This window comes from Aestuariivivens sp. NBU2969 (assembly GCF_019931125.1).
GTDB classification, from domain to species: Bacteria; Bacteroidota; Bacteroidia; order Flavobacteriales; family Flavobacteriaceae; genus Aestuariivivens; species Aestuariivivens marinum.
The window spans coordinates 65831-88937 of the sequence record NZ_JAIOUU010000005.1 but is presented as its reverse complement, the minus strand read 5'-3'; the positions used below and the strand labels follow the sequence as shown (position 1 = coordinate 88937).

Sequence of the window (23107 nt, the reverse complement as noted above, 5' to 3'; positions counted from 1 at the left end):
TATTAAGTTTTTGGAATAACAATCGTTTGAATTGCTTTTTCACTTATTATGATATCCTTTGTTAAACCGTTTAATTCAAGTGAAAAGACCTTGCTTACCGGTTCTTGGTTGAAGACTACAACCGCTATAGAACCATCTGGGTTCTTAGCTGCAGTAACCATTAAATCATTTTCTAAATTTTCAACTGCGATTATTTTAGATTCGGGTCTTATATATTTGCTAAAGTGGACCATGGTATGGTAAATAGGGGTGAAGTAAACTTCATCTCGTTCAGGGTCGACAATTACTGGTGCCACACACCAGTTTTCTTTCCAATTGGGTCCGCCTTCTCTGTCTAAAACCATGTTCCAATCTATCCAGCCGTCAACCCAATTATTTAAACAACCAATTATGTCCTTGGCATATCGAAATACAGGTACATATTTTGGATGCAAATACTTTTGGTCTTCTGCTGCCCAATCCCACCCCCAATCTGTAGCTTCTTCACTCCAGTACCAAGCGTCATCTTGCCATTTAGGCACCTCGGCATCTACGCATGCTTCTGTTTGGATTAAGTATTTATTTGGTGCCTTGCTATGTGCATATTGTAAAGCTTCTGGAAAATAATCGAAAGTGCTTTCGTACCAGTGTATCGCTGTACCATCGTAATATTTTGATGATGCTTCATCTTTATACATTACATCTACCCATTCCTTTAGCCCAGCTCTATTTTGATCATAGCCTAGTATGATTTTATCACCATATCCATCTGCTTCCAACTTAGGCCCTAAATGATTTTGTACAAAGTCGGTCATCTCTTGCGGGCTAAACAGCATGCTTTCCCAATTATCGCCATTGCCATGTGGTTCATTCTCCACAGTAAAACCCCATATATCAATACCTTCTTTTTTATATGTCTCGATGTATTTTGAAAAAAATAAGGCCCAAGTAGGGTAGTATTCTGGGAGCAACTTCCCTCCAACCCAATGCTTATTATCTTTCATCCAAGGCGAGGCCGTCCATGGTGACGCTATAATTTTAAATCCCTCTTGCGAAATAGCCATGGCGTCTTTAATCATGGGTATTAGATCATTTCTATCTTCTTCAATAGAGAAATGTTCTAGGTTAACATCGCCCTCAACAGAAGCATAGGAATAATTGTTTAGAGAGAAATCACAAGAATTCATGTGGGTTCTTGTAAGTGAGTATTGTGCACCATCATTACCAAAATAGGCTTGAAGTATTTTACTTCTGTTTTCCCTACTTAATTGATTTAACAAATATGCAGAAGATTCGGTAAAGGCCCCTCCAAACCCGCTTATGGTTTGAAACGTGGTATCCGGAAATAATTTGATTTTCCCTTTGTCTTTATCTTTTATAACAAACTCGGTTAATTGTTTTAAACGGTTCCCGCTTGCTGAGGTTTCGTAAACCTCAACCATTAATGGTTTTATGTTTTTGGAACAACTAAACATTGTAAGTAGTGTAATTAGTAATATGTAATTTTTGGTTCGTTTCATTATTAATTAAGTCCTTTCATCAATTTTATTGATAGACTCTCACATAATCTACTTCCATAACATCTTGGGTAAAATCAGATTCTACCGTTCCGCCTAAAGTGCCTCCCATAGCAACATTGAGGATTAAAAAGAAATCATGATCGAAAGGTAGGGCGGAGTTCAAAGCAATTTCATAATACTGGGTTCCGTCTACAGACATTCTAATAAAGTTCTCATCCCATTGCATTTCATATATATGGAACTGAGATGCTGCATTGGTTATGGTTGTTTTTAATCCGTAGCTGGCCGTGCTTGAGTTTGGAGCGTTATACCAATGACACGTAGCCAAAACCTCATTCTTGTTTGCCCCTGTTTGCTCCATAATATCAATCTCCCCACAATGTGGCCAACCCACTGAACTAAAATCGGCTCCCAACATCCAAATAGCCGGCCAGGTTCCTTGTTTTGAGGGCAATTTTGCTCTCACTTTTACTGTTCCATAAGTGAACTCTTGAAGGTTTTCGGTTTTAATCCTAGCCGAAGTATAGCCTCCTGAGCCATCCGTTTTAGCAATTATTTTTAGAACACCATCTTCAACTATAACATTTTCAGAAGTGTTGGTGTAAGTTTGAAGTTCACTGTTACCCCATCCCCCTGCACCAAGGTTATAGTTCCAATTGGCAGGATCAGGTGCTCCGTCTTCAAAAAATTCATCTGCCCAAACAGGTGGTGTACCATTATAATAGGCTACAGCTAGTGTTTCTGTTTTATTTATAGTGTTATTTGTACTCGAATAAGCCACCACTTTTATGTCGTGGTTTTCAATGCCTTCTGTGCCAGTAAACGTGTATTGAAACGTTCCATTAGTACTGGATTGCTCTGATCCATTATCAACAATGAAACCATATTTAACAGCATTTATCGCATTAGCCGTAAAGTTTGTGACACCAGAACCGTCTCCATAGAGTGCATTAGTGGCCTGTCCAACAATATCAATTGATACGTTTAAATCTGTTGGAATGATATCCTGCGGGGACTCTTCAACAATAATGTCGTCGCCCCCTCCACTAGAACATGAAAAGTTAAGCAATACTATAATTATGGTATAAAAAATATGCTTGCACACAATAGAAACAAAAGTTAGTTAACTACAAGTTTTATATTAAAATAAAGAGCATCAAAGAGCTTGTCTCCATTTTCCTCGATGCTCTATAAAAAAACACTTAAATTAATCGTTAGGGTTATCTGTTTGATATAAACAATACCAAGCCAGTGCAGGGTTAGAAGCGTCTAACATTCTTACAAATAAAGTGCTGTCGGTTATCTCAATAATCTCTATAGAGCTAATACCTACATACCAACCCATAAAACCTCCATCTGAGAAATTAATGGTTGTACCTCGGTATTCACCGTCTTCAGTTGCATTAGAATTTGAAGGAGAAAAGGTGACATTTTTCACACCATCTAAAGTTGGTGCAACATCGGTTCCATGACACGTATCTCCATCAACACCAATGGAAGCTGCAAAATCTCCAGGAGTATAGGCAATATCTGTTAACTGCTCAAATGTTACTGTCTTACCATCTGCCGATTGGGTAAAAACAAACTCTTGATCATACATGCATAATTTATCACTGTGCCACGCATTCGAAGTGAACCATTGTGACCATGTATGCTCCCCTCCTGACTGAACGTCGTTTGGTCCTAAACCAATATTTCCAGGTTTATCTGCTGCCCAATACCATGTCTTGCTATTTCCAGCACCGCCCGTAAGGAAGTTTTTAGCCTCTTCATCCTCAAATGAACTGAACACATCAATATTTATAGAGCTTGTTGTTGTAATGCCGCCAATACCAGAAGCCATTAATGTTACCGTGTAAGTATTTAAACCGGTAAGACTAAATTGGTGCGTTATGCTTCCAGAGGGTGCTACTTTAACATCTGAACCATCCCCAAAATCATATCTATAAGTTATAGCATTATCGGCTGATGCTGTAAAGTTTACTAACCCTGTTCCATCCCCATTAGGGTTATTGGCATCAACACCAACAATTTCAAAGGACATTGCTATATTGTTTGGTGCTATAATATCTCCTACAACACCATCATCTTCTTGACAGCCAGTTAACAAAAACAGGCTAAAAAAGGGTATTAATATATATTTTATGTTTTTCATGATTTTACAGTTTTTTAATTATGAAAATAAATGTTGTCTACATAAACTGTTGCGCTACCCCCAGAAGTGTCCCAAATTAACTGAGTTATGTTTGAAAAATCCAAATTGTAATCAGATAAAGGAATTGTAACACTTATCCAGGTTCCAGTAATAACTTCTGGCAAGAACACTATATCTTCCTGTACTGGATCTAAGGCCGTATTAACAATCTTAAACCCAAGGGTGGTGGCATCTGGTGTATAGTAATCGAAATGTAAATATTTAACACCTGTTAAATCGGTTGGATTACCATAATCTGTTACAATCCCAGAATAGTTTAAGGATTGATACAACCAAATATTATCTCCATTCACGTTAAAATCGGTTAACGTTGTTGTTTGCCCCCAATTAGGATTTACTTCATTAAGTGTCACTCCAGTGTACGCATCACTGTAAATAGAAATTACATCATTTTGAGCGATTGTTGGAACTGGTGCTACCACTTCTGGTTGTGATGAACTATCTGAATAGAAATATAGATTGTCTATGTATACTTTGGCACTACCGCCTTCGGTATCAAAAAGCAATTGGGTTACCTGGGATGCGTCAATATTAAAATTACTCATTGGTATGGTAACACTTACCCATGTCCCTCTAACTATTTTATCTACAAATACTATATCTTCTTGGCCAACTACAGTATTCACTATTTTTAAACCAAGCTTTTCGGCATCTGGTGTAAAATAATCGAAGTGCACATAATCCATTCCGCCAAGATTAGTTGGGTTGCCATAATCAGTTACAATACCTGTATAATTTAATGCCTCATACAACCAGATATTATTGCCATTTAAGTCTACAGGCGTTAAGGTTGTTGTTTGTCCCCAATTTGGGTTCAACTCACTTAAACCGACATTGCTATAGCTATCACTGAAAATAGATACTACATTGGCTTCGTCTTGAGTTGGAGATGGTGCATTATATTCTGGCACTTCTGCAACCGTAGACGGTTTATAGAAATAGATATTATCTATAAATACGGTTCCTGTTGCCCATGGATCGCCTACAAATTTCATTTGGAAAATCTCCGTAACCGTTAATCCTTGGTCAGTGTAATCGGTTAAAGGAATATCAATAGTAGTCCACTCACCAGCTGTTAAATCACTCCATACTGGTTTTTCGGTTACATCAGCAGGATTATTAATTAATGATGTTTCTATTCTCATGTTTTCATCGGCCGTCCATACATCCATGTGTAGGTATTTCATTCCAGAAACATCAATAGTGGTTCCGTCGGCCAATGCGATGCCTTGGTAGCTTAGGTTGATGTACTGCAGCATCTTGTCTCCGTTTAAGTCAAACTCAGCCCAAGAACTTCCACAACATCCACCTTGTCCCCAATCTGGGAAGAAATTAGTACCAGGCACATCATTATATTTTGTGCTGTATAAGGAAATAACATCTGTCTCCTCACGATTTGGTGGTGATGGCGCAGAAGCTATAGGTTGTAATATTTCTGTTACCTCAAATTCTTCAACATATTCTGTAGTAGCAATCGCCGCTCCCATAACCACTACCCTAATAGTATATGTTCCAGGTTCTTGATAGATGTATGAAATTGATTCACCAATATTTACAGTAATCGGATCATCCACTCCTGGTTCTCCAAAGTAAACGTCGTAAGACACCGCAAAATCTGCATTAGCCGTGACATTCACTTGTTTTGAAACGGCGAGATCATTTGAGATGGAAACCTCAACATTCTCAGGGGCTTTAAAAGAAACCTCTAGATTTTGGGTTGATTCAGTTTTTAACCCTGTAATACCTATAGCTTCAATCCCTACTACATATGTCCCTTCTGCATAAGTATGGGTAACACTTTCTCCTTGAATTACATTCACAGGTTCGGTTGTATCATCGCCCAATGTTATGTTATAGTTTGAAGCTCCCACGGCATTAGGCGTAATTGTAACTACCCCTGTATTATCTTGTGTCACTTTAAAAAGCACAGACACGTCTGAAGGCGCCACGACTTTGTCCACAAAACTTAAATCGTCGTCATCAGTACAGCCAAATAATACTACAATGGCCATACTTAAAGCGTATATAAATTTCAATGTTTTCATCATATTCATCTGTTAATATTTATTTTTTTTAATTGTCAGATGGAATGCCCTAATTATTATTATCGGTTGGTTTACAACTTTTGTTAATGGGCATTTCATAGTTTTAATTTTTTTAATATCCTGGGTTTTGTGCCCAACGTCCTCCGGATAAGTTGATTTCCTCAATTGGTATAGGGAACAATTCATGCTTACCGGTAATAAACCCATCTATTTCTTGAGCCGCTCTGCCTGTTCTTACCAAGTCAAAAAAGCGATGACCTTCTCCTACTAATTCAACACGACGTTCTTTATAGATATCGTTAATTAAGTTATCTCCAGATGTCGTTACATCAGGCAATTGAGCTCTGTTTCGAACCATGTTCAAATATATTCTGGCTTGCACATAATCCCCTTCTTCGGCTAATGCTTCTGCAGCCATCAATAACACATCAGCAAAGCGAATAGCTCTATAATTGTCTGGATTGGTTAAAGCCGCATCGGCTATATCCAAATCGCCTTTACGCGCTATATACTTTCTATTAAAATAACCTGTTTGCTCATAACCAGCTGTTTCATCATATGATGATCCTGGATTATCTATAATGTATTGCTCAATATCTAATATAGAAGTCTCGTAACGCAAATCTCCATCTTCAAAGGCATCTACAACTTCCTGTGTAGGTACATTGAAACTATAACCTGCATCAAACTTTCCTGTAGCGTCAACAAAACCTCTGGGCCCATTAAAATAAGTGCTGTAGTTACCTTCTAAACACTGAAAACAATCAAAACTTCCTCCATCAACATCGGAATACTGGATTTCAAATACCGATTCAATATTATTTTCCCAATCACGTTCAAACATATTTGGATACTCTTCTGAAGTCAATAAACGATGCGGCCCATTATTTATAAGGTCTTCTAATACTTCAGCAGCCTTATCAAATTTAGTGTTCTGATACAGATACACTTTCCCTAATAAGGCCTGTGCGGCTCCTTTAGTAACTCTACCCGTTTCGCTTTGTACATAAGGTAGATTAGCAGCTGCAAAGATTAAATCTTCTTCAATTAAATCGTATACTTCCGATTTTGGGGTCCTGTCTATAGTAAACTGATCTCCAAATCGTATTCGTTTATCTCTAAGCATGGGAACATCTCCCCACCATTTAACCAAGATAAAATTATAGTACGCTCTTAAAAATCTAGTTTGAGCAATAACACTGGTTTTATTTGAAAAATCGGTTTTATCCTGAAATTCCATAATATAATTACAACGGTTTACAGCCTCGTACATCCATTGCCACATGGTTCTTAAACCACCATCACTTTGCCCTACAGGTGAGTGAATCATATCATCAATTTCTTGAATATATGGTGAATCTGTAGCGCTCTCACCTCCACATAATGTATTATCTGAAGCTATCTCTGCGTACTGATAAAATTTAGAGGTTGTTTGTAAATAATCGTACGCAGCAACTAAGGCCAATTGATAGTCTTTTTCTGAGTTAAAGAAATCCTCAGAGTTTTCATCTTCTGAAGCGACATCTACAAAGTCATCGCCACACGAAAGTACTATTAGAGATGCTAATAATAAGTATATATATTTTAGATTTTTCATGTCGTTTAATTAAAATTTTACATTAATTCCTAGCAAAAATGTACTAGCGCTTGGGTATATCCCTTGGTCTATTCCGCCACCTATTGGGGCACCTGTTCCGGCTGTAGGGTCGTATCCACGATACTCTGTAAGTGTGAACAAATTATTGGCTGACACATAAATTCTAAACTTATCGATTATAGGATCTTCTTCGTTATTTGAAAAAGTATACCCCAATTGTATGTTTTGTAAGCGAACAAAAGAGCCATCTTCTACATAATAATCTGAAAACAAAGTGTTTGGATTAGTACCTGTTGTCTGTCTTGGAGCTGCATTAGTTGATCCACGACCTGTCCAACGATCTAAATACCATATAGGTTTATTAACTAGCTGTTGGTTACGCTCATAATTACGAACAATTTCATTTCCAATAGAAGCAAAAGTGTAGGCCGAAAAATCGAAATTTTTATAATCAAAAGATATATTAAGACCCATGGTAGCATCTGGAATTGGATTACCAAGATCAACACGGTCGTCTAAATCGATCACACCATCGTTGTTTTGATCAACAAACTTAAAATCGCCAGGTTGTGTTGCCACACTGGTTACTGCAGCATTGTCTACTTCGTCTTGGGTTTGAAAAACACCATCGGTTTTATAACCAACAAAATATCCTAAAGGGTAACCTGCTTCCATTCTTGCTATAGCGGGTTGAGAAATTCCAAAATCACCACCTTCTAGATATTCACCTTCGCCACTTACAGAAACCACTTCATTTTTTAATCCTGTAACATTGTAATTAATATTGAATTTAAAATCTTCACCAATAGTATCTGAATAGCCAATAGCAAATTCAATTCCTGTGTTTTCAACAACGCCAGCATTTACAACTGGAGCTGCTCCTGTACCTAACAACCCAGAAACCTCTGGAGATACTAATAAATCTTCGGTTCTTCTTTTAAAATAATCAGCTGTGATATTTATTTTGCTATCAAGGAAACGCATGTCAACTCCAATATCTAAAGTTTTTTGCTTTTCCCATTTAATCTCTGGGTTTGCAATGCCTCCAGAAGCTTTTCCGAAAATCTCATCCTCGGCATCGTTTCCTCCAAAAAAGTAAGTCCCTTCTCCTGTTAATAACGATACGAATCTATAGTCGCCAATTCTATCGTTACCCAAAATACCATAAGAGGCCCTTATTTTTAATAAGTCGAAAAAGTTGCTATCACTCATAAACTCTTCGTCTGATACAATCCATCCTAATGATCCAGACGGGAAGTAACCAAACTTATTGCCTGGTCCAAATCTTGTAGAACCATCTCTACGCACTACGGCAGATAACAAATATTTACCTTTATAGTCGTACTGTAGTCTTGTAAAATAAGACAATAATCTTCCATCAAATTTTGGGTTGCTTCCACGCTCTGCATAAATATCTTCATTATCTAACGTTAAATCCACTCGCGCAAAAGCAGGATTATTATCTCTTATGTTTCTACCCCTTCTTCCTGAGAACACGCCTGTAGTTTTAAATACAGAGGTTCCCAACAGTACATTTAATTTGTGAATATCATTAAAGGTGTTTTCGTATTTAACAAATGCATCAAAAGTGTAGTCTCTATAAATATCAAATCCTTCAAATACTTCACTAGTAAGGGTGTTAAACACCTTACCAACACCGTAAAAATCAATAGGATCAAAAGTGTAAGTATCTACTTCAGAATAATTAAACTGAATATTAGCTTCAGCTGTGAAATGATCTAAAAAGTTATAAGCCAATCCTGCAAAACCGTTAAGTTTCATGACTTTATTTTTGTTGTAGGTGTTGTGCATTTGAGCTAACGGGTTTACTACTTCACCACCTAAGCCGTTTGCCAATGTAAATTCTCCATTTACATCCCTAACTGGAAGATTTGGTGCCATATTTACCGCATTAAACAACACTGAACCCAAAGTGCTTTCTGGCAGATTGTTCTTTTTTGTTCTAGTTAAGGTTAAACCTGATTTGAATTTGAAGTTTTCTAAAAAATCTAAATTATAAGTCAACGCATTGGTGAAACGCGTGAAATTTGATTTTTTACCTCCAACTATTCCGTCTTGAGTTAGAAAAGAAGAGCTATAGGAATATGATGATTTTTCTTTTCCTCCTCTAAAGGTTATGTTGTGGTTCATAATTGGAGCTGATTCAAATACCTCATCCTGCCAATCGGTTCCTATTCCTAAATTGGATAAATCCGAAAAAGGAGGAGTGCTACCTGCGGCGGCATATCCTTCGTTAACAATTACGGCATATTCTGTCGCATTTAAAACTGGAAGTTTCCTGGTGGTCTGTTGGAATCCAGCATAAGCATTATATTCAACGGTCAACGGCATTTCTTTGCGACCCGTTTTAGTGGTGATTAAAATAACTCCGTTGGCTGCACGAACTCCATAAATACCTGCTGTGGCATCCTTTAAAATATTCATGCTCTCGATGTCGTTAGGGTTGATAACGCTTAAGTCTTCAACCACGTTGCCATCTACTAAAATCAAAGGACGACTGTCACCATTTGTAGATACCCCACGAATACTAATAGTTGATGACCCTCCTGGGGAACCTGTGTTGGTAGTAATATTTACTCCAGCTACCTGTCCTTGTAGGGCTTGTTCAATTCGTGTTGGTTTAAGCTTTTCAATCGTTTCTGCACCTACTACCGATACTGCACCGGTAATTTCTTTTTTTGTTTGTGTGCCATAACCAATAACCACCACTTCACTGAGCTGGGCTACGTCCTCTTCTAATTGAACGGTTATTGTGGTGTTATCATTTACAATAATCTCTTTGGTTATATATCCAATATAACTAAAAGATAATGTAGAACCCGCATCAACGTTTGTAATTGTAAAATTACCATCAAAGTCTGTAACAGTTCCTTTAGTGGTGTTTTTAACAAGTACATTAACCCCTGGAATAGGAAACCCTGAAGCGTCTTGTACGACTCCGTTAACTTCTATAGTCTGTGCGTGAGCTTGTGCTATAAAAGAAAACATTAAAATTTTAAAAATTATATGTCTCATATTGAGTTAGTATTTGTTTGTCGTAAACTTATATATAGATTCTGTTGTATCCATATTTTTTACCCCAACAAAAAACATACATTATAAAAAAAATACTGAATTTTTAAGAAAACCCCAATAAATATAAGCTTTAATTAAAAAATTCATCTTATTAAGATATTCTTAACATTTAAGGAATTTTATACAATGTTGTGGTATTGTATAGGTGAAATAAAAAGTTGTAGTGTATTAAATCTCTATAATATAGTCTGATAAACTGGACTCGCGAGGCAAATCCATCTTTTTCCTTAGTCTATAGCGTTTTACTTCTACGCTTCTTGGAGAGATATTTAACAGTGGTGCTATTTCTTTTGATGATAAATTTAAACGTAAATAAGCACATAACCTTAAGTCGTTTGAAGTGAGTTCTGGATGCATTTGCTTAATCTTTTTAAGAAAATCCTTATCAGCATTATTAAAGGCTTCTTCAAAAAGGTTCCAATCGTCTGTATTGTTTATATTTCTATCAATTATTTTTATAACATGCTTTAGCTTTTTAAGATCGTTTATGTTCTGCAATTCGCTTTTAATACTGTTTAAAAACTCATTCTTTTTTATTAAGCTCATTGTAGAGATCCCTAATTCCCTGTTTTTGTTATCAATATCCTGTCTTAGCTTATCATTATTGAATCTCATAAGCTGTTGTTTGTTTTCAAGTTCTTTTAAATCAAGCTCTCTTTGTGATTTTAACAACAAGCGCTCCCTCTGTTTTCTATAGTATCGTTTATATATATTATGAGTAACAAATGAAAAAAGAAGAATGAGAAATACATACACCGCAATCATAGTATTGGATAATAACCATGGTCTTTTAATAGTAAAGCTATAAGATGCTACATTGTTGGTTAAAACATTTCCTGTTCTGCCCCTAATATTAAAAGTGTAATCTCCGTAAGGTAAATTTTCGAAGGTTTGGTTTGGTTTAACAAACCAATTACTCCACTCCTCTTGCAAACCAATTAATTGATATTGATATTCGGTATCTAAATATTTATCGTATTCAACAATATTAAAACTAAATTCCACATTATTAAACCTATTTTCAAAGTCACCCTCTTCATCTTGTGATAATACTTCATAGCTATTTCCTCTGAGGTCATGTACATTAATATTGTTTATGGAAATACTATATACCTTCTCTTGTAATTTATCTAAATCTATAGAGACATAGCCCATTGATGTTCCTATTAAATACGTTTGACCTTTTAAAAAAGCAATGTTTTCATAGCCTGTTAACCCACGCGGCAATGCTTTGGGTAATGGTATTTTATTAATCTTTGGCACCCCACTTAATGTACTTAATGTTAAATAATTTAAATTCCTATTGGAAAAAGCCCATAAGGTATTTGTTTCTTCTATAGGTATCAATCTTCCCGAAGTGTATTCTACACCATCGAAAAGTTGACTTAAAGTAATATCTTTAATAAACCTTTCTTCCTTAATATCATATTTAAACACGCCTTCCTTAAAACCTAGTAACAAGTCGTTTTTATAAGACACCATACTAGAGTGTAGCTCTTTTTCTATTTCTGGTACTTTGGTTAGGCTTGTAACCTTTGTAAAATCACTGTCTGTTTTCAATTTGAAAACACCTGTATATTCATGACTAACGAGAATATTCCCATCATAAATTTCAAAAAACCTACTTGATAAATCAAAACCCTCTATTTTATTTCTTAAAGTCCAGCTTCCATTTACTTTATTCAAAACATATAAACCATTGTAGTTTCCTTGAAGGATAAGATCTTTATTTTTATAAATTGGCTTTAAACCCCAAGTACCTTGATTAATCCCGTCTATTTTATTTACGATAGCACCGTTTACAATTGAAGTGCCTGTGTCATGTCCACAAAACAACGTTCCATCTATTTCAGTAAGGCTCCAAACTGCTTCTTGTATGGCTTCAATATTTTTAAAATCTACATTTGAATTATAGGGTTTATAAAACAATCCCTGATTTGTACCTATGTACATATAATCTTTATAAACTTTAGAAGCATATATGGTGCCTATCTTCCCTTTTTCATCTTTATAAATACTGAAAGGGGAAGTCATATTGATACAATTGATTCCGTTCTCTAAAGCTAACCAAATATTATGTTCCTTATCTTCAAATATCCAGTGTACTGTATTGTTACCAAGGCCTTTTACAACATCAACTTTAAAGTTAATCCGACCATCAGGAGTAAGGTGTACAATACCATTGGATCGCGTACCCAACATAAAGCTGCCATCTTTTAATTTGATGCTTCTAAAAACACTTAATTCCGAAAGTGTATTATTGGCTTTTATGTTCCATTTACTTAATTCATTATTATTATAAATGTAAAATCCATCGTTTTCCGTTTCAAATAGTAAGTTTTCATTTTGAATAAATACATTTACCAATCGATTATTTAGCAACACTTGATCGTTTGAAACTAATTCAGCTTTCCCATTTTCAATTTTGTAAAAGCCACTTATTGTTTCTTGGAAATATATGTCCCCTCCAACCTTAAACATCTTATATATAATGGATTTTGATTCTATGATATTGAAAGTCTTGTTAAGCTTATTAAGGATATAAATACGTTTTAAGGATTGAAATAAAATATAGTCGTTTATATTAATGATATTCCAAAATTCCTCGTCTTCCAATAATTTAATATTATACTTTTTTGATAAAGACGTATAATTCAATTTACCATAATCATTGCTTACCCAATAACCGAAATCACCATTACAGCCGGTGTAAATATGATTGTCTATAACATGTACTGATCGTATAATAGTTTCGTTAGGAGATTTATACAATTGCCATGTAGCTCCATTAAATTCTAACAAGCCTTTATTATTGGCAACATATATATAATTGTTTTCTGATTGGGAAATAGACCAATTTTGTGTTTCAGCACGATAATCTTTCGCAGTGTAGATTTCGATAGGCGGATGCTCTTGGGCATTTAAAAAAACACCAACTAAAAAGAATAGAAAAGGAATCTTAGAAAACTGCAAAATCTATTTCGTTTACTTTGTTGTAGTACTAAAGTAATAAAAATAAGGGTTAAAAGTGCTTTTGTATGGTTAGTGTATGGCAAAAAAAATAGCCATTACTAAGTAATGGCTATTAAAATATTAAATAATAGTTTACTTTAATTCATACGCTTTACCCTACCTCCAAAAACACGACTTTCGTTAACGGTTTCTGGATTTCCATATATAAACACATCTCCTCCAGCTCGTATTTTTACATCAACTGTTTTTGAAGCATAAACATAAGCCTCACCCGCAGCATTAATCGAAACCTCAGTTTTTTCAGTAATTAATTCTTCACCTTTGTAAAGACCTCCTGTAAAAAGGGATATGTCTTGATTTTTAGAAGTTCCCGATGTTTTTACAATACCCCCTGTTACGGCTTTTATATTAAGATATTTTACATCAATAGGTATTCTTATGGAGCCCCCTTCTTGGGCTTTAAAATCAATTTCAAATTGTTTAATGGTATCATTGGAATATACTTTGGCGCCTTCATTTACATCAATAATATCTACATGAGTGTAATGCAATACCACTTTAGTCTTTCCTCCATCAAAAATTTCTTCTAAGGACATTCTTATTTTAAGCTTTCCATTTTTGTTGGTAACCACAACATCATCTTTGTTCTCACCAGTAATGATGACTTTATTTTTATTAGACTTTACCATTTCAACCTCAATGAGATCAAAAACCTTTAATTCTGTAAATTCTTCTATATCTTTTTCTATGGTATTTTGAGCAATGCTTACTGAAGTAAAAACAATTGTAAGAAGGATAATTAATTTTTTCATTTTTAACTTATGTCTATTCATTTTGATTAATAATTACTAAACGGTTTTTATCAATAATTATTCCATAGTAAATTATTTTATTCTAATCTTCTATCTTACCTATAAGGTGAAAGTCTAAGTGTTTCTTAACCAAATCGGTATTCTTCACTTTAACCATAACTTCATCGCCTAATTGATAAATGTTTTTAGAATGCCTACCCACTAAAGCATATTGTTGTTCATCGAATGCATAATGGTCATCTATAATATCGCGTATACTTACCATCCCTTCGCACTTGTTTTCAATAATTTCAACATAAATACCCCAATCTGTTACTCCTGAAATGACGCCTAAAAACTCTTGGTCTTTATGGTCTTCCATAAAACGTATTTGCATATACTTTATGGAATCGCGCTCGGCCTTGGTAGCCAGATTTTCCATGTTACTGGAATGCTGGCATTTTTCTTCAAAAGCCTCTTCATTAACCGATTTTCCACCTTCTAAATAATGTTGCAATAAGCGATGTGCCATCACATCGGGATATCGTCGTATGGGTGATGTGAAATGAGAATAATAGTCGAAAGCCAAACCGTAATGACCTATGTTATGTGTAGTATATTCAGCCTTACTCATACTTCTTATCGTTAAAGTATCAACTAAATTTTGTTCCTTTTTTCCCACGACATCCTGTAACAAACTATTAAGCGATGCAGTTGTTGATTTTCTATCTTTAAAATTTAATTTATAGCCAAAACGTCCAACAACATTTTGTAAGGCAGCCAATTTGCTATCGTCTGGTTCGTCATGCACACGATATACAAATGTTTTTTTAGGCGATTGCTTACCAATAAACTCAGCTACTTTTTTATTAGCCAATAACATGAATTCCTCTATAAGTTTATTGGCTTCTTTACTGGTTTTAAAAAATACCCCTTCAGGGTTGTTGTTTTCGTCTAGATTGAATTTTACTTCAACTTTATCAAATGAAATAGCGCCATGCTTCATACGTTTTTTACGCATGATTTTAGCTAATCTATCTAAAACCAATATCGCTTCTGCTATTTCAGGTTTGGTGTTATAGGTTTTTCCTGTGAGGGATACGTCTTGGGGGATTTGTGTATTAATTTGAGACGCTTCAACTGCACTTCGACTCTGCTCAGTGACGACGCTCAACGTGACATTTGGATTACTTTCTATAATAGCCTGTGCTTCTTCATAGGCAAAACGGGCATCGCTATAAGTAACCGTTCTACCAAACCATTGGTCTTTTACTTCCGCTTTATCATTTATTTTAAATACAGTAGAAAAGGTATACTTTTCTTCATGTGGTCTTAAAGAACAAGCGTTATTAGATAAAATCTCAGGTAACATAGGTACGACGCGATCCACTAAATACACTGATGTGGCACGTTGGTAAGCTTCATCGTCCAAAATAGTACCTTCTTCTAAGTAATGTGATACATCGGCAATATGGATACCTATTTCAAATAAACCATTATCTAATATTTTAAAGGACAGAGCATCATCAAAATCTTTAGCGTCTTTAGGATCTATAGTAAAGGTTAAATCCTTTCGCATATCCCTACGTTTGGCAATTTCTTCTTTCGTAATAGATGTATCCAGAGTATTCGCAAACTGCTCCACGTTATAAGGAAATTCATAAGGTAAACCATATTCCGCTAAAATAGAATGGATTTCAGTATTGTGATCACCTGGTTTTCCAAGCACTTTAATCACTTTACCGTAAGGTGAATCTGCTTTCTCTGGCCAATCTTCTAAGCTTACCAGAACTTTATCACCGTCTTCTGCTTTAAAGGTTTTGTTTATAGGTACAAAAATATCTTTGTACATGCTATTGCTATCAGGTACCACAAAAGCATAGTTATTATTCTTTTGAATTTGTATAACACCAACATACTCCGATTTGGCACGTTTAATAATATTGGTTATTTCGCCCTCCATCTTACCACGTTTACGACGTTTGTAAACATAGAATTCCACTTCGTCACCATTCAACGCTCTATTAATATTGTTTGAAGCTATAAAGATGTCTTCGTCAAAATCATCGCAAATAATATATCCAGATCCTCTAGCAGACATATCTAAAATACCAAAATGATATTCGGTGTTAATAACTGCTTTAAACTTACCTCGGTCTACTTGAATGATTTCTTCCTTAACAGCTAACTTGGCTAAGGTTTTTATAATCTGGTTTCTACTACTGGCATCGTTAACGCCCAGAATAGCAGCAATTTGTTTATAATTAAACGTTTTATTCTTTTCCTTTTTTAAAATACTTAAGATTGTATTTGTAAGGTTTGGAGCTCCTTTTCTGGATTTCCCCTTTTTTTTTCTTTTCATGTAATATCGTCATCTTATTTATTTCCTAAGATATTGGAAGTTGTGTTATTAAATAGCTAAAGTTTAGGAGGAGAACTGCTATTTATTTTTTCACAAAACTACAATTTTAAAATCAACTAAAATTATTTCCATGTTATTTAAAGTTTAAAGGAAGTTATTCACATAATATATTATATAAAATATTTCTTTTAAAAATTAAAAAAAATAATTAATGATTATTATAGCTTGTTAATATCTGGTATAACTTTTTTAATGTTTATTTTGATAATTTAAAATTTACATTCTATTAAATAGCTATTAACATAGTTGATTTAATTCAATAGTCTAATTTTTAATGATTTTTAATTTTTAATCCACAGTTGTTAACAACTTAAATTAACTTCTTTTATCTTATAACTTTTTTAAAAACAGGTGTTCATTAAAGTTTATTATAGACTGATAAAAAATATATAAAAAATAATATCTTTTTTTGGTTATTTACACTCTATTTTGGTTTAATAAAATAATTAAAGCTACCTAATTTATCTTTTAAAAAAGAATAAACATTTATTAACAAGTCATTAATATAGTAATACACAACACTTATAATTATTACCTTTGTAGGTGTTAATTGAATATATAAGATTATGACTATTTCTATAGGAAACGACCACGCTGGAACCGATTATAAATTTGCTATTAAGGAATATCTTGAAGCTAAAGGTTTTACTGTTATTAACCACGGAACGGATAGTAATAGTAGTGTGGATTATGCCGATTTTGTACATCCTGTAGCAGACGATGTTGAAAATAAAGTAGCTACTTATGGTATTCTTATTTGTGGTAGTGCCAATGGTGTGGCTATGACAGCAAATAAGCACCAAAAAATACGTGCTGGTTTATGCTGGAATAAAGAAATAGTAGAATTAATTAGGCAACATAACGATGCTAATATATTATGTATACCTGCTAGATTTACTGCAATACACCAAGCTGTGGCTATGGTAGAAACCTTTTTAAATACAGATTTTGAAGGTGGACGTCATCAATCTAGAATAGATAAAATTCCATTATCTTGTTAAATGGGTAATCATCATTCCCATAATCACTCTCATATAAATGTTAAAGGTAGAAATCTTGTAATTTCTATTTTATTAAACATTCTTATTACTGCTTCTCAAATAGTAGGAGGTATAGTTTCTGGTAGTTTAGCTTTATTAAGTGATGCATTACATAATTTTAGCGATGTTTTATCGCTTGTTGTTAGTTATGTGGCAAATAAGCTAGCTAAGAAAAAAGCTTCTATCTATCGTACTTTTGGATATAAACGAGCTGAAATATTAGCGGCTTTTATTAATGCTTCTACTTTAATTATAGTTGCTATTTTATTGATAATAGAAGCTATTAAGCGATTTAGAAATCCAGAGGAAATAGAATCTAATTTGGTTATTTGGTTATCTTTTATAGCTATTATAGCTAATGGTTTAAGTGTACTTTTGTTAAAAAAGGATTCTAAAATCAATATGAATATGAAGAGTGCTTATTTACATTTATTAACTGATATGTTGGCTAGTGTTGCAGTTTTAATAGGTGGCTTGTTAATGAAATATTATAGTGTTTTTTGGGTTGACAGTGTGTTAACATTTATAATTGCTATATATTTAATATGGATGGGATTCGATTTATTAAAAGATTCTACAAAAGTGTTGATGTTATTTACACCAGCTACCATTCCTATTAAACAGATCGTAAAAGAAATTAATGCTTTTGAATCAATAAAAAATGTACATCACGTTCATGTATGGCAATTAAATGAAGAGGAAATCCATTTAGAAGCTCATATCGATTTTAATGAAGATATAACTTTATCTCAATTCGATGTTATTCTACATAAAATAGAAGATCTAATTTACCATAAATATGATATTAACCATGTAAACATTCAACCTGAATTTAGTAAGGACGATGCCAAAGATATGATTGTTCAGGATTAAAAATACTTATGTTAGTAATAGTTTTGTATTAGTAAGTAGAAGAAATTAAATTTTTATGCTTGATATCCATATTAAATATTTTAATGAATTATCTACTCAAGAACTTTACGATGTTTTACAGTTGCGTAGTGAAGTATTTGTTGTAGAACAGGATTGTGTATACCAAGATATAGATGGAAAGGATAAAAAAGCAATACATGTTTTAGGTTATAAAAACATGAAATTAATAGCTTATACCCGTGTATTTAAACCAGGAGATTATTTTAAAGAAACTAGTATTGGTAGGGTAGTAGTAGCTAAGAATGAACGACAGTTTAAATACGGATATGATATCATGAATGCTTCTATTCAAGTTATTAAAAAACATTTTAATGAAAGCTTAATTAAAATATCAGCTCAATGTTATTTAAAAAATTTTTATAGTAACCTAGGTTTTATACCAAAAGGAGAAGAGTATTTAGAAGATGGCATACTACATATTGCTATGGTAAAATGTTAGTTATTGATTATGTGGGTGATTAATATTTCTACCCTTCTATCATATTTTGGATCACCTCCTAATGGAAATTTTCTTCGCATTCCCATATAACGCATTCGTTTTTTATCTATACCTTTTTTAGCAAAATAATCGTAAACATATTTGGCACGGGCTTCAGAAAGGTTGCGTTTTTTTGTTTTTCTATCTACGGCATCCCTGCTATATTGAGTACAACATACATGGCCTTGAATAGTAAAATAGATATTTTCACGTTCAACAAGAGATTTGGCAATATTTTCCAATATTTTTTTAGATTCTGGAGTCACTGTACTATAACCCGTTTTAAATAAAATATTTTCAAAACGTATTTTATCACCTACTTTAACATCTCCTTTAATAACTTCGGCTGTAGCTTTTTTTTCTTTTTCAACAGATGGTTCAACTTCTACTTTCTTTTTTTCAATTATTGGAGGCTTTGGATTTATTATAATCTCTACCTTTCTATTTAATCCTCTTAGTTTAGAAATATCCTTTTCATCTACAATTTTTAGCAATACTTCACCTTTACCATCTACATTGGTGATTACCGATTCACTTATTTCATGGTTTGAAAAAATAGCCTTAATAGCATCAGCTCTTTGTTGTGAGAGTCTTAAATTATAACTAGGAGCGCCAACATCGTCACAAAAGCCAAAAATAGCTATAGATTCAATATCTACATCAACTAATTTAGAAATAAAAAGCAACAAGCGGTTTTCTTCTGTTGGTATAAGAGTATATTTATCCGTCTCAAAATAAACATCATGTATTATGTTGTTTTGGGATGAAATAAAACCCCAATAAAACATTAATAATATGTAGATAAATAGCTTATTCATGTTAAACAAACAAAGATAAGTTTATAAATATACTATTTTTAATTCTTTAATAAATCTACAAAAATATTACCTTAAATAACTAGAATATAAATTTGATTTATTTAAAATTTCCGCAGCTTTTTTTATAGGCTCATCGTGTATTTTATAGTATTCATATAATCCTTCGCGGTAAACATATCGTTTTACAATTTCATCGGTCAATAATTTTAGTATATAATTCTTATTCTCTTCTAAAACTATAGTTTTAGAAGAATTTAATTGTTGTATTAAAGATTGAAACTCTTTCATAATATTATCATCCAAATCTTCTTTTTGTGCAGATTCCATGGCTTTATAAAGCTTTTTCTCGGTATCGGTTTCAAAAGAAAAATTATTGGTGTTCAAATAATTTTTAAAGTTTGAAAAATCAGATTCACTAAGCTTAAAATTAGTAATATTGGTAATGGTATTATTAAAATAATAATTGGTTGCGTAATCAAAAATTAAATTATCATTAGTTAGCGAGGTTATAATAGGAGCCTTTTTTGAATTACCTAAATTTACATCAGGGAATATGCCACCACCATCAAAAACTTTGCGCCCGTTTTTAGTTTTAAATTCATTATAGTTATCCTGTTTCACCCGTATTGCTTCACCTTTTTCATTTCTGTTCCAGTAATCTAAAGACTGTATGCAACGGCCTGAAGGGGTATAATATCTGGAAATGGTAATTTTTATTTGTGTTCCATATGTTAATGGTTTAGGTCGTTGCACCAAGCCTTTACCAAAACTTCTGGATCCTACAATAACAGCACGGTCTAAATCTTGTAAAGATCCAGATACAATTTCACTAGCCGAGGCACTGCTATCATCTATTAACACCACAAGGGGGATGTCGGTATCTATTGGAGTATTTTTGGTGTAATAGGTGCGGTTATATTTTTTGACTTTAGATTTTGTAGTAACTATTAACTGTCCTTTAGGAACAAATAGATTGACAATATTTACAGCCTCATGCAATAAACCACCAGGGTTTCCTCTTAAATCCAAAATAATGCGCTCTGCACCTTGAGCTTTTAAATCACGCAATGCATAGCGGGTTTCAGAAGAAGCTTTATTGTTAAACTGACTTAAAACAATATAGCCTGTTTTATCATCAATTAATGAAAAATGGGGTACAGCCTTTATTTCAACCTCAGCTCTATTTATAGTTGCTGTTTGGGTTTTTCCCTGTCTTTTGTAGGTAACATTAATAGTGGTTCCAGAGCTTCCCTTAAGGAGGTTGCCAGCATCTTCTTTATAGTCTTCAACAAGGATATCATCAACTTTAACAATTTCATCACCAGCTTTCAAACCAGCTTTATCAGCGGGATAGTCTTTGTAGGGCTCTACAATAACCAATTTGTTTTTATGGGTTCTAACTTTAGCTCCAATGCCTGTGTAATCTCCAGTACTGTTTATTCTGGCAGCCTCAACATCTTGTTCATTCATAAATCTGGTATAAGGATCTAAATCTTCTAACATACTTTTAATGGCGGTATCCATTAAATTCCCTGGATTAGTTTCATCAACATAGTTCATATTGAGTTCTTTAAAAAGCGTAGTAAAAATTTCTATTTGTTTGGCTATTTCAAAGAAATCATTTTTAAAAGCTGTAGTAATTATAAAAAGTAAACTAACTATAATAGGGATTAGAATTCTTTTTTTTAGTAGATTTTTCATGTTTAATATTTATTTTTTAAAAAGAGCCGCTTCGATAATTTCAGTTTAGGCATGTAACAAAGTTTTGCTTATGGGGGCTTCATTTTCACTTCTTTTTTTTCAACCACCTTCTAAACCAAAAGACAGTAATAATAAGTAAAAGGATAAAAGGCCATATATGTAAAATGCCAATAAAAAATATAGACAAACCGTTAAATCCAGATTTTATGGCATTCCACATTTTGTTTCCATAGGAAACGGTAACCCCCATTTCTGAAGTGCGTTTATAAAATTCTATATCTAAGGTACTTAGTGACACTTTGTTTTCAAGATATTTTAAGCGACCTTGTTTGGCTTCTATTTCTTCTCTTATCATAGATAACTCTCGCTCTATTTCCAATATTTCTTTTACGTTTTTTGCTTTAGACAGTAATTCTAAATATCTTTTTTCTAGAGTTTGTTTAGCTTTGAGACGCGCTTCTAAATCGATAAACTCTTCTGTAACATCTTTAGAGGATATTCTTTTAGTATCAAAATAAGAAACTTGTTTACTTATAGAATCCAGTACAATTTTAAAATTATTACTAGGTATTCTTATTGTTAAATGCCTTGTAATGGTATTATAGGATTTGTTTGATCTATCCTCTTGAACAAAGCCTTTGTTTTCTTGTATAGTTTTGTGAATTAGGCTATAGGTTTTATCTAAATCCTGAGTCTCGAAACGCAAAAAAGATTCTTTTATGGTTTTTTGTGGATAAACTTCTTGTCGTGTTGAAACAATTCCGTTAACAGAGGATGCTTTTACATCACTAATAATTTCAGAATCATAAAACAAAGTTTCAGAATTATCAATTTCTTTATTTTCCTTAGAACACATCAAAGGTAAAACAAGTAATAAAAGAGTAATAAATGATTTCATTTGTTTAATTTTATTGTATTATCTAGGCTATACTTCAACTACACTCTGCATTAAAATGTAATTCAATATTAAAAATTTGGTTTAGCATTAAGTTTTATTAAGTCTCCTCTCTAAAATACATTATGCCATAGAAACCTTATCTAAAAATTTATCAAACAAGAGTTTCGTTTTAGAATCAACATCAATAAATTTAGGTTTTTCTTTACCAATGTACAAAATCATAAACGCATATTGAGCCGTAATGTTGTTAAAATAATAGGCTTTATTTAGACGATAAGCCTCACGCATTAAACGCTTTATTCTATTTCTATCTACAGCTCTTTTAAAATGGCGTTTGCTTACAGAAACCCCAGTTTGTGCTTTAATATCATAAATTAGTGGGGTTTTTAAATAGATTAGGCGAAGAGGGAATGCTGTTACCGATTTCCCTTCAGAAAACAATTGCTCAATGAGTTTTTTACTTTTAAGTTTTTCTTTTTTTGGAAATGTATAACGCATATATTGAATTATGAAAACAAAAATAGCAATAAGAATTTGATAAAGGTAGACATAAAGCAGGCCATGATAAATATCATAGTTTATCATTTGCAACAACAGTAAT

At 33.3% G+C, this 23107-nt stretch carries 16 protein-coding genes; 3 read left to right on the top strand and 13 right to left on the bottom strand.

Annotated features, from left to right (window positions below):
* Positions 1 to 2: 2 nt before the first annotated feature.
* From K7G79_RS05730 to K7G79_RS05690, 9 genes are all read right to left on the bottom strand, one after another.
* Positions 3 to 1499 carry a glycoside hydrolase family 30 beta sandwich domain-containing protein gene (locus K7G79_RS05730; protein WP_223550030.1) on the bottom strand — a complete coding sequence of 499 codons (1497 nt, stop codon included), beginning with the start codon at positions 1497 to 1499 and terminating at the stop codon, positions 3 to 5.
* A gap of 25 nt (positions 1500 to 1524) precedes the next feature.
* Positions 1525 to 2604 carry a glycoside hydrolase family 16 protein gene (locus tag K7G79_RS05725; RefSeq protein WP_223550028.1) on the bottom strand — a complete coding sequence of 360 codons (1080 nt, stop codon included), beginning with the start codon at positions 2602 to 2604 and terminating at the stop codon, positions 1525 to 1527.
* A gap of 102 nt (positions 2605 to 2706) precedes the next feature.
* Complete coding sequence (locus K7G79_RS05720) at positions 2707 to 3654, bottom strand: PKD domain-containing protein (protein ID WP_223550026.1); 948 nt, start codon at positions 3652 to 3654, stop codon at positions 2707 to 2709.
* A 14-nt stretch (positions 3655 to 3668) separates the two neighbouring features.
* On the bottom strand, positions 3669 to 5762 hold the full coding sequence (locus K7G79_RS05715) for a hypothetical protein (RefSeq protein ID WP_223550024.1): 2094 nt from the start codon (positions 5760 to 5762) through the stop codon (positions 3669 to 3671).
* 109 nt (positions 5763 to 5871) lie between these two features.
* Positions 5872 to 7356, bottom strand: a complete 1485-nt coding sequence (locus tag K7G79_RS05710) for a RagB/SusD family nutrient uptake outer membrane protein (protein ID WP_223550022.1) — start codon at positions 7354 to 7356, stop codon at positions 5872 to 5874.
* Positions 7357 to 7365: 9 nt separating this feature from the next.
* Positions 7366 to 10392 carry a TonB-dependent receptor gene (locus K7G79_RS05705; RefSeq protein ID WP_223550020.1) on the bottom strand — a complete coding sequence of 1009 codons (3027 nt, stop codon included), beginning with the start codon at positions 10390 to 10392 and terminating at the stop codon, positions 7366 to 7368.
* A gap of 228 nt (positions 10393 to 10620) precedes the next feature.
* On the bottom strand, positions 10621 to 13425 hold the full coding sequence (locus tag K7G79_RS05700; RefSeq protein WP_223550018.1) for a triple tyrosine motif-containing protein: 2805 nt from the start codon (positions 13423 to 13425) through the stop codon (positions 10621 to 10623).
* 137 nt (positions 13426 to 13562) lie between these two features.
* Positions 13563 to 14237 carry a head GIN domain-containing protein gene (locus tag K7G79_RS05695; protein ID WP_223550016.1) on the bottom strand — a complete coding sequence of 225 codons (675 nt, stop codon included), beginning with the start codon at positions 14235 to 14237 and terminating at the stop codon, positions 13563 to 13565.
* Between the two features lie 82 nt (positions 14238 to 14319).
* Positions 14320 to 16578 carry a ribonuclease R family protein gene (locus K7G79_RS05690; protein WP_223550015.1) on the bottom strand — a complete coding sequence of 753 codons (2259 nt, stop codon included), beginning with the start codon at positions 16576 to 16578 and terminating at the stop codon, positions 14320 to 14322.
* 626 nt (positions 16579 to 17204) lie between these two features.
* Between K7G79_RS05690 and rpiB the strand changes: the two genes are divergently transcribed.
* Genes rpiB through K7G79_RS05675 form a run of 3 tightly spaced genes read left to right on the top strand, consistent with a single transcriptional unit; the run spans position 17205 to position 19050 of the window.
* Positions 17205 to 17639, top strand: coding sequence for a ribose 5-phosphate isomerase B (rpiB, locus tag K7G79_RS05685; protein ID WP_223550013.1), 435 nt, complete (start codon positions 17205 to 17207; stop codon positions 17637 to 17639).
* Positions 17640 to 18551, top strand: a complete 912-nt coding sequence (locus K7G79_RS05680) for a cation diffusion facilitator family transporter (protein ID WP_223550011.1) — start codon at positions 17640 to 17642, stop codon at positions 18549 to 18551.
* A 55-nt stretch (positions 18552 to 18606) separates the two neighbouring features.
* Positions 18607 to 19050 (top strand): GNAT family N-acetyltransferase, encoded by a 444-nt coding sequence (locus K7G79_RS05675; RefSeq protein WP_223550009.1) that lies wholly within the window; start codon positions 18607 to 18609, stop codon positions 19048 to 19050.
* Here K7G79_RS05675 and K7G79_RS05670 read toward each other — a convergent pair.
* From K7G79_RS05670 to rnpA, 4 genes are all read right to left on the bottom strand, one after another.
* On the bottom strand, positions 19047 to 19907 hold the full coding sequence (locus K7G79_RS05670; RefSeq protein WP_223550007.1) for an OmpA family protein: 861 nt from the start codon (positions 19905 to 19907) through the stop codon (positions 19047 to 19049). The two genes, K7G79_RS05675 and K7G79_RS05670, sit on opposite strands and share 4 nt — an antisense overlap.
* Before the next feature lie 66 nt (positions 19908 to 19973).
* Positions 19974 to 21608, bottom strand: a complete 1635-nt coding sequence (locus K7G79_RS05665; protein WP_223550005.1) for a S41 family peptidase — start codon at positions 21606 to 21608, stop codon at positions 19974 to 19976.
* A gap of 85 nt (positions 21609 to 21693) precedes the next feature.
* Positions 21694 to 22506, bottom strand: coding sequence for a DUF4349 domain-containing protein (locus K7G79_RS05660; RefSeq protein ID WP_223550003.1), 813 nt, complete (start codon positions 22504 to 22506; stop codon positions 21694 to 21696).
* Between the two features lie 120 nt (positions 22507 to 22626).
* Positions 22627 to 23004 (bottom strand): ribonuclease P protein component, encoded by a 378-nt coding sequence (gene rnpA, locus K7G79_RS05655; RefSeq protein ID WP_223550001.1) that lies wholly within the window; start codon positions 23002 to 23004, stop codon positions 22627 to 22629.
* Positions 23005 to 23107: the final 103 nt, after the last annotated feature.

Bases quoted from the DNA above. Each gene is read 5' to 3' on its own strand.
- K7G79_RS05730 (WP_223550030.1), bottom strand. From the start codon at position 1,499: ATGAAACGAACCAAAAATTACATATTACTAATTACACTACTTACAATG.
- K7G79_RS05720 (WP_223550026.1), bottom strand. From the start codon at position 3,654: ATGAAAAACATAAAATATATATTAATACCCTTTTTTAGCCTGTTTTTG.
- K7G79_RS05715 (WP_223550024.1), bottom strand. From the start codon at position 5,762: ATGATGAAAACATTGAAATTTATATACGCTTTAAGTATGGCCATTGTA.
- K7G79_RS05710 (WP_223550022.1), bottom strand. From the start codon at position 7,356: ATGAAAAATCTAAAATATATATACTTATTATTAGCATCTCTAATAGTA.
- K7G79_RS05705 (WP_223550020.1), bottom strand. From the start codon at position 10,392: ATGAGACATATAATTTTTAAAATTTTAATGTTTTCTTTTATAGCACAA.
- K7G79_RS05695 (WP_223550016.1), bottom strand. From the start codon at position 14,237: ATGAAAAAATTAATTATCCTTCTTACAATTGTTTTTACTTCAGTAAGC.
- K7G79_RS05690 (WP_223550015.1), bottom strand. From the start codon at position 16,578: ATGAAAAGAAAAAAAAAGGGGAAATCCAGAAAAGGAGCTCCAAACCTT.
- rpiB (WP_223550013.1), top strand. From the start codon at position 17,205: ATGACTATTTCTATAGGAAACGACCACGCTGGAACCGATTATAAATTT.
- K7G79_RS05680 (WP_223550011.1), top strand. From the start codon at position 17,640: ATGGGTAATCATCATTCCCATAATCACTCTCATATAAATGTTAAAGGT.
- K7G79_RS05675 (WP_223550009.1), top strand. From the start codon at position 18,607: ATGCTTGATATCCATATTAAATATTTTAATGAATTATCTACTCAAGAA.
- K7G79_RS05670 (WP_223550007.1), bottom strand. From the start codon at position 19,907: ATGAATAAGCTATTTATCTACATATTATTAATGTTTTATTGGGGTTTT.
- K7G79_RS05665 (WP_223550005.1), bottom strand. From the start codon at position 21,608: ATGAAAAATCTACTAAAAAAAAGAATTCTAATCCCTATTATAGTTAGT.
- K7G79_RS05660 (WP_223550003.1), bottom strand. From the start codon at position 22,506: ATGAAATCATTTATTACTCTTTTATTACTTGTTTTACCTTTGATGTGT.
- rnpA (WP_223550001.1), bottom strand. From the start codon at position 23,004: ATGCGTTATACATTTCCAAAAAAAGAAAAACTTAAAAGTAAAAAACTC.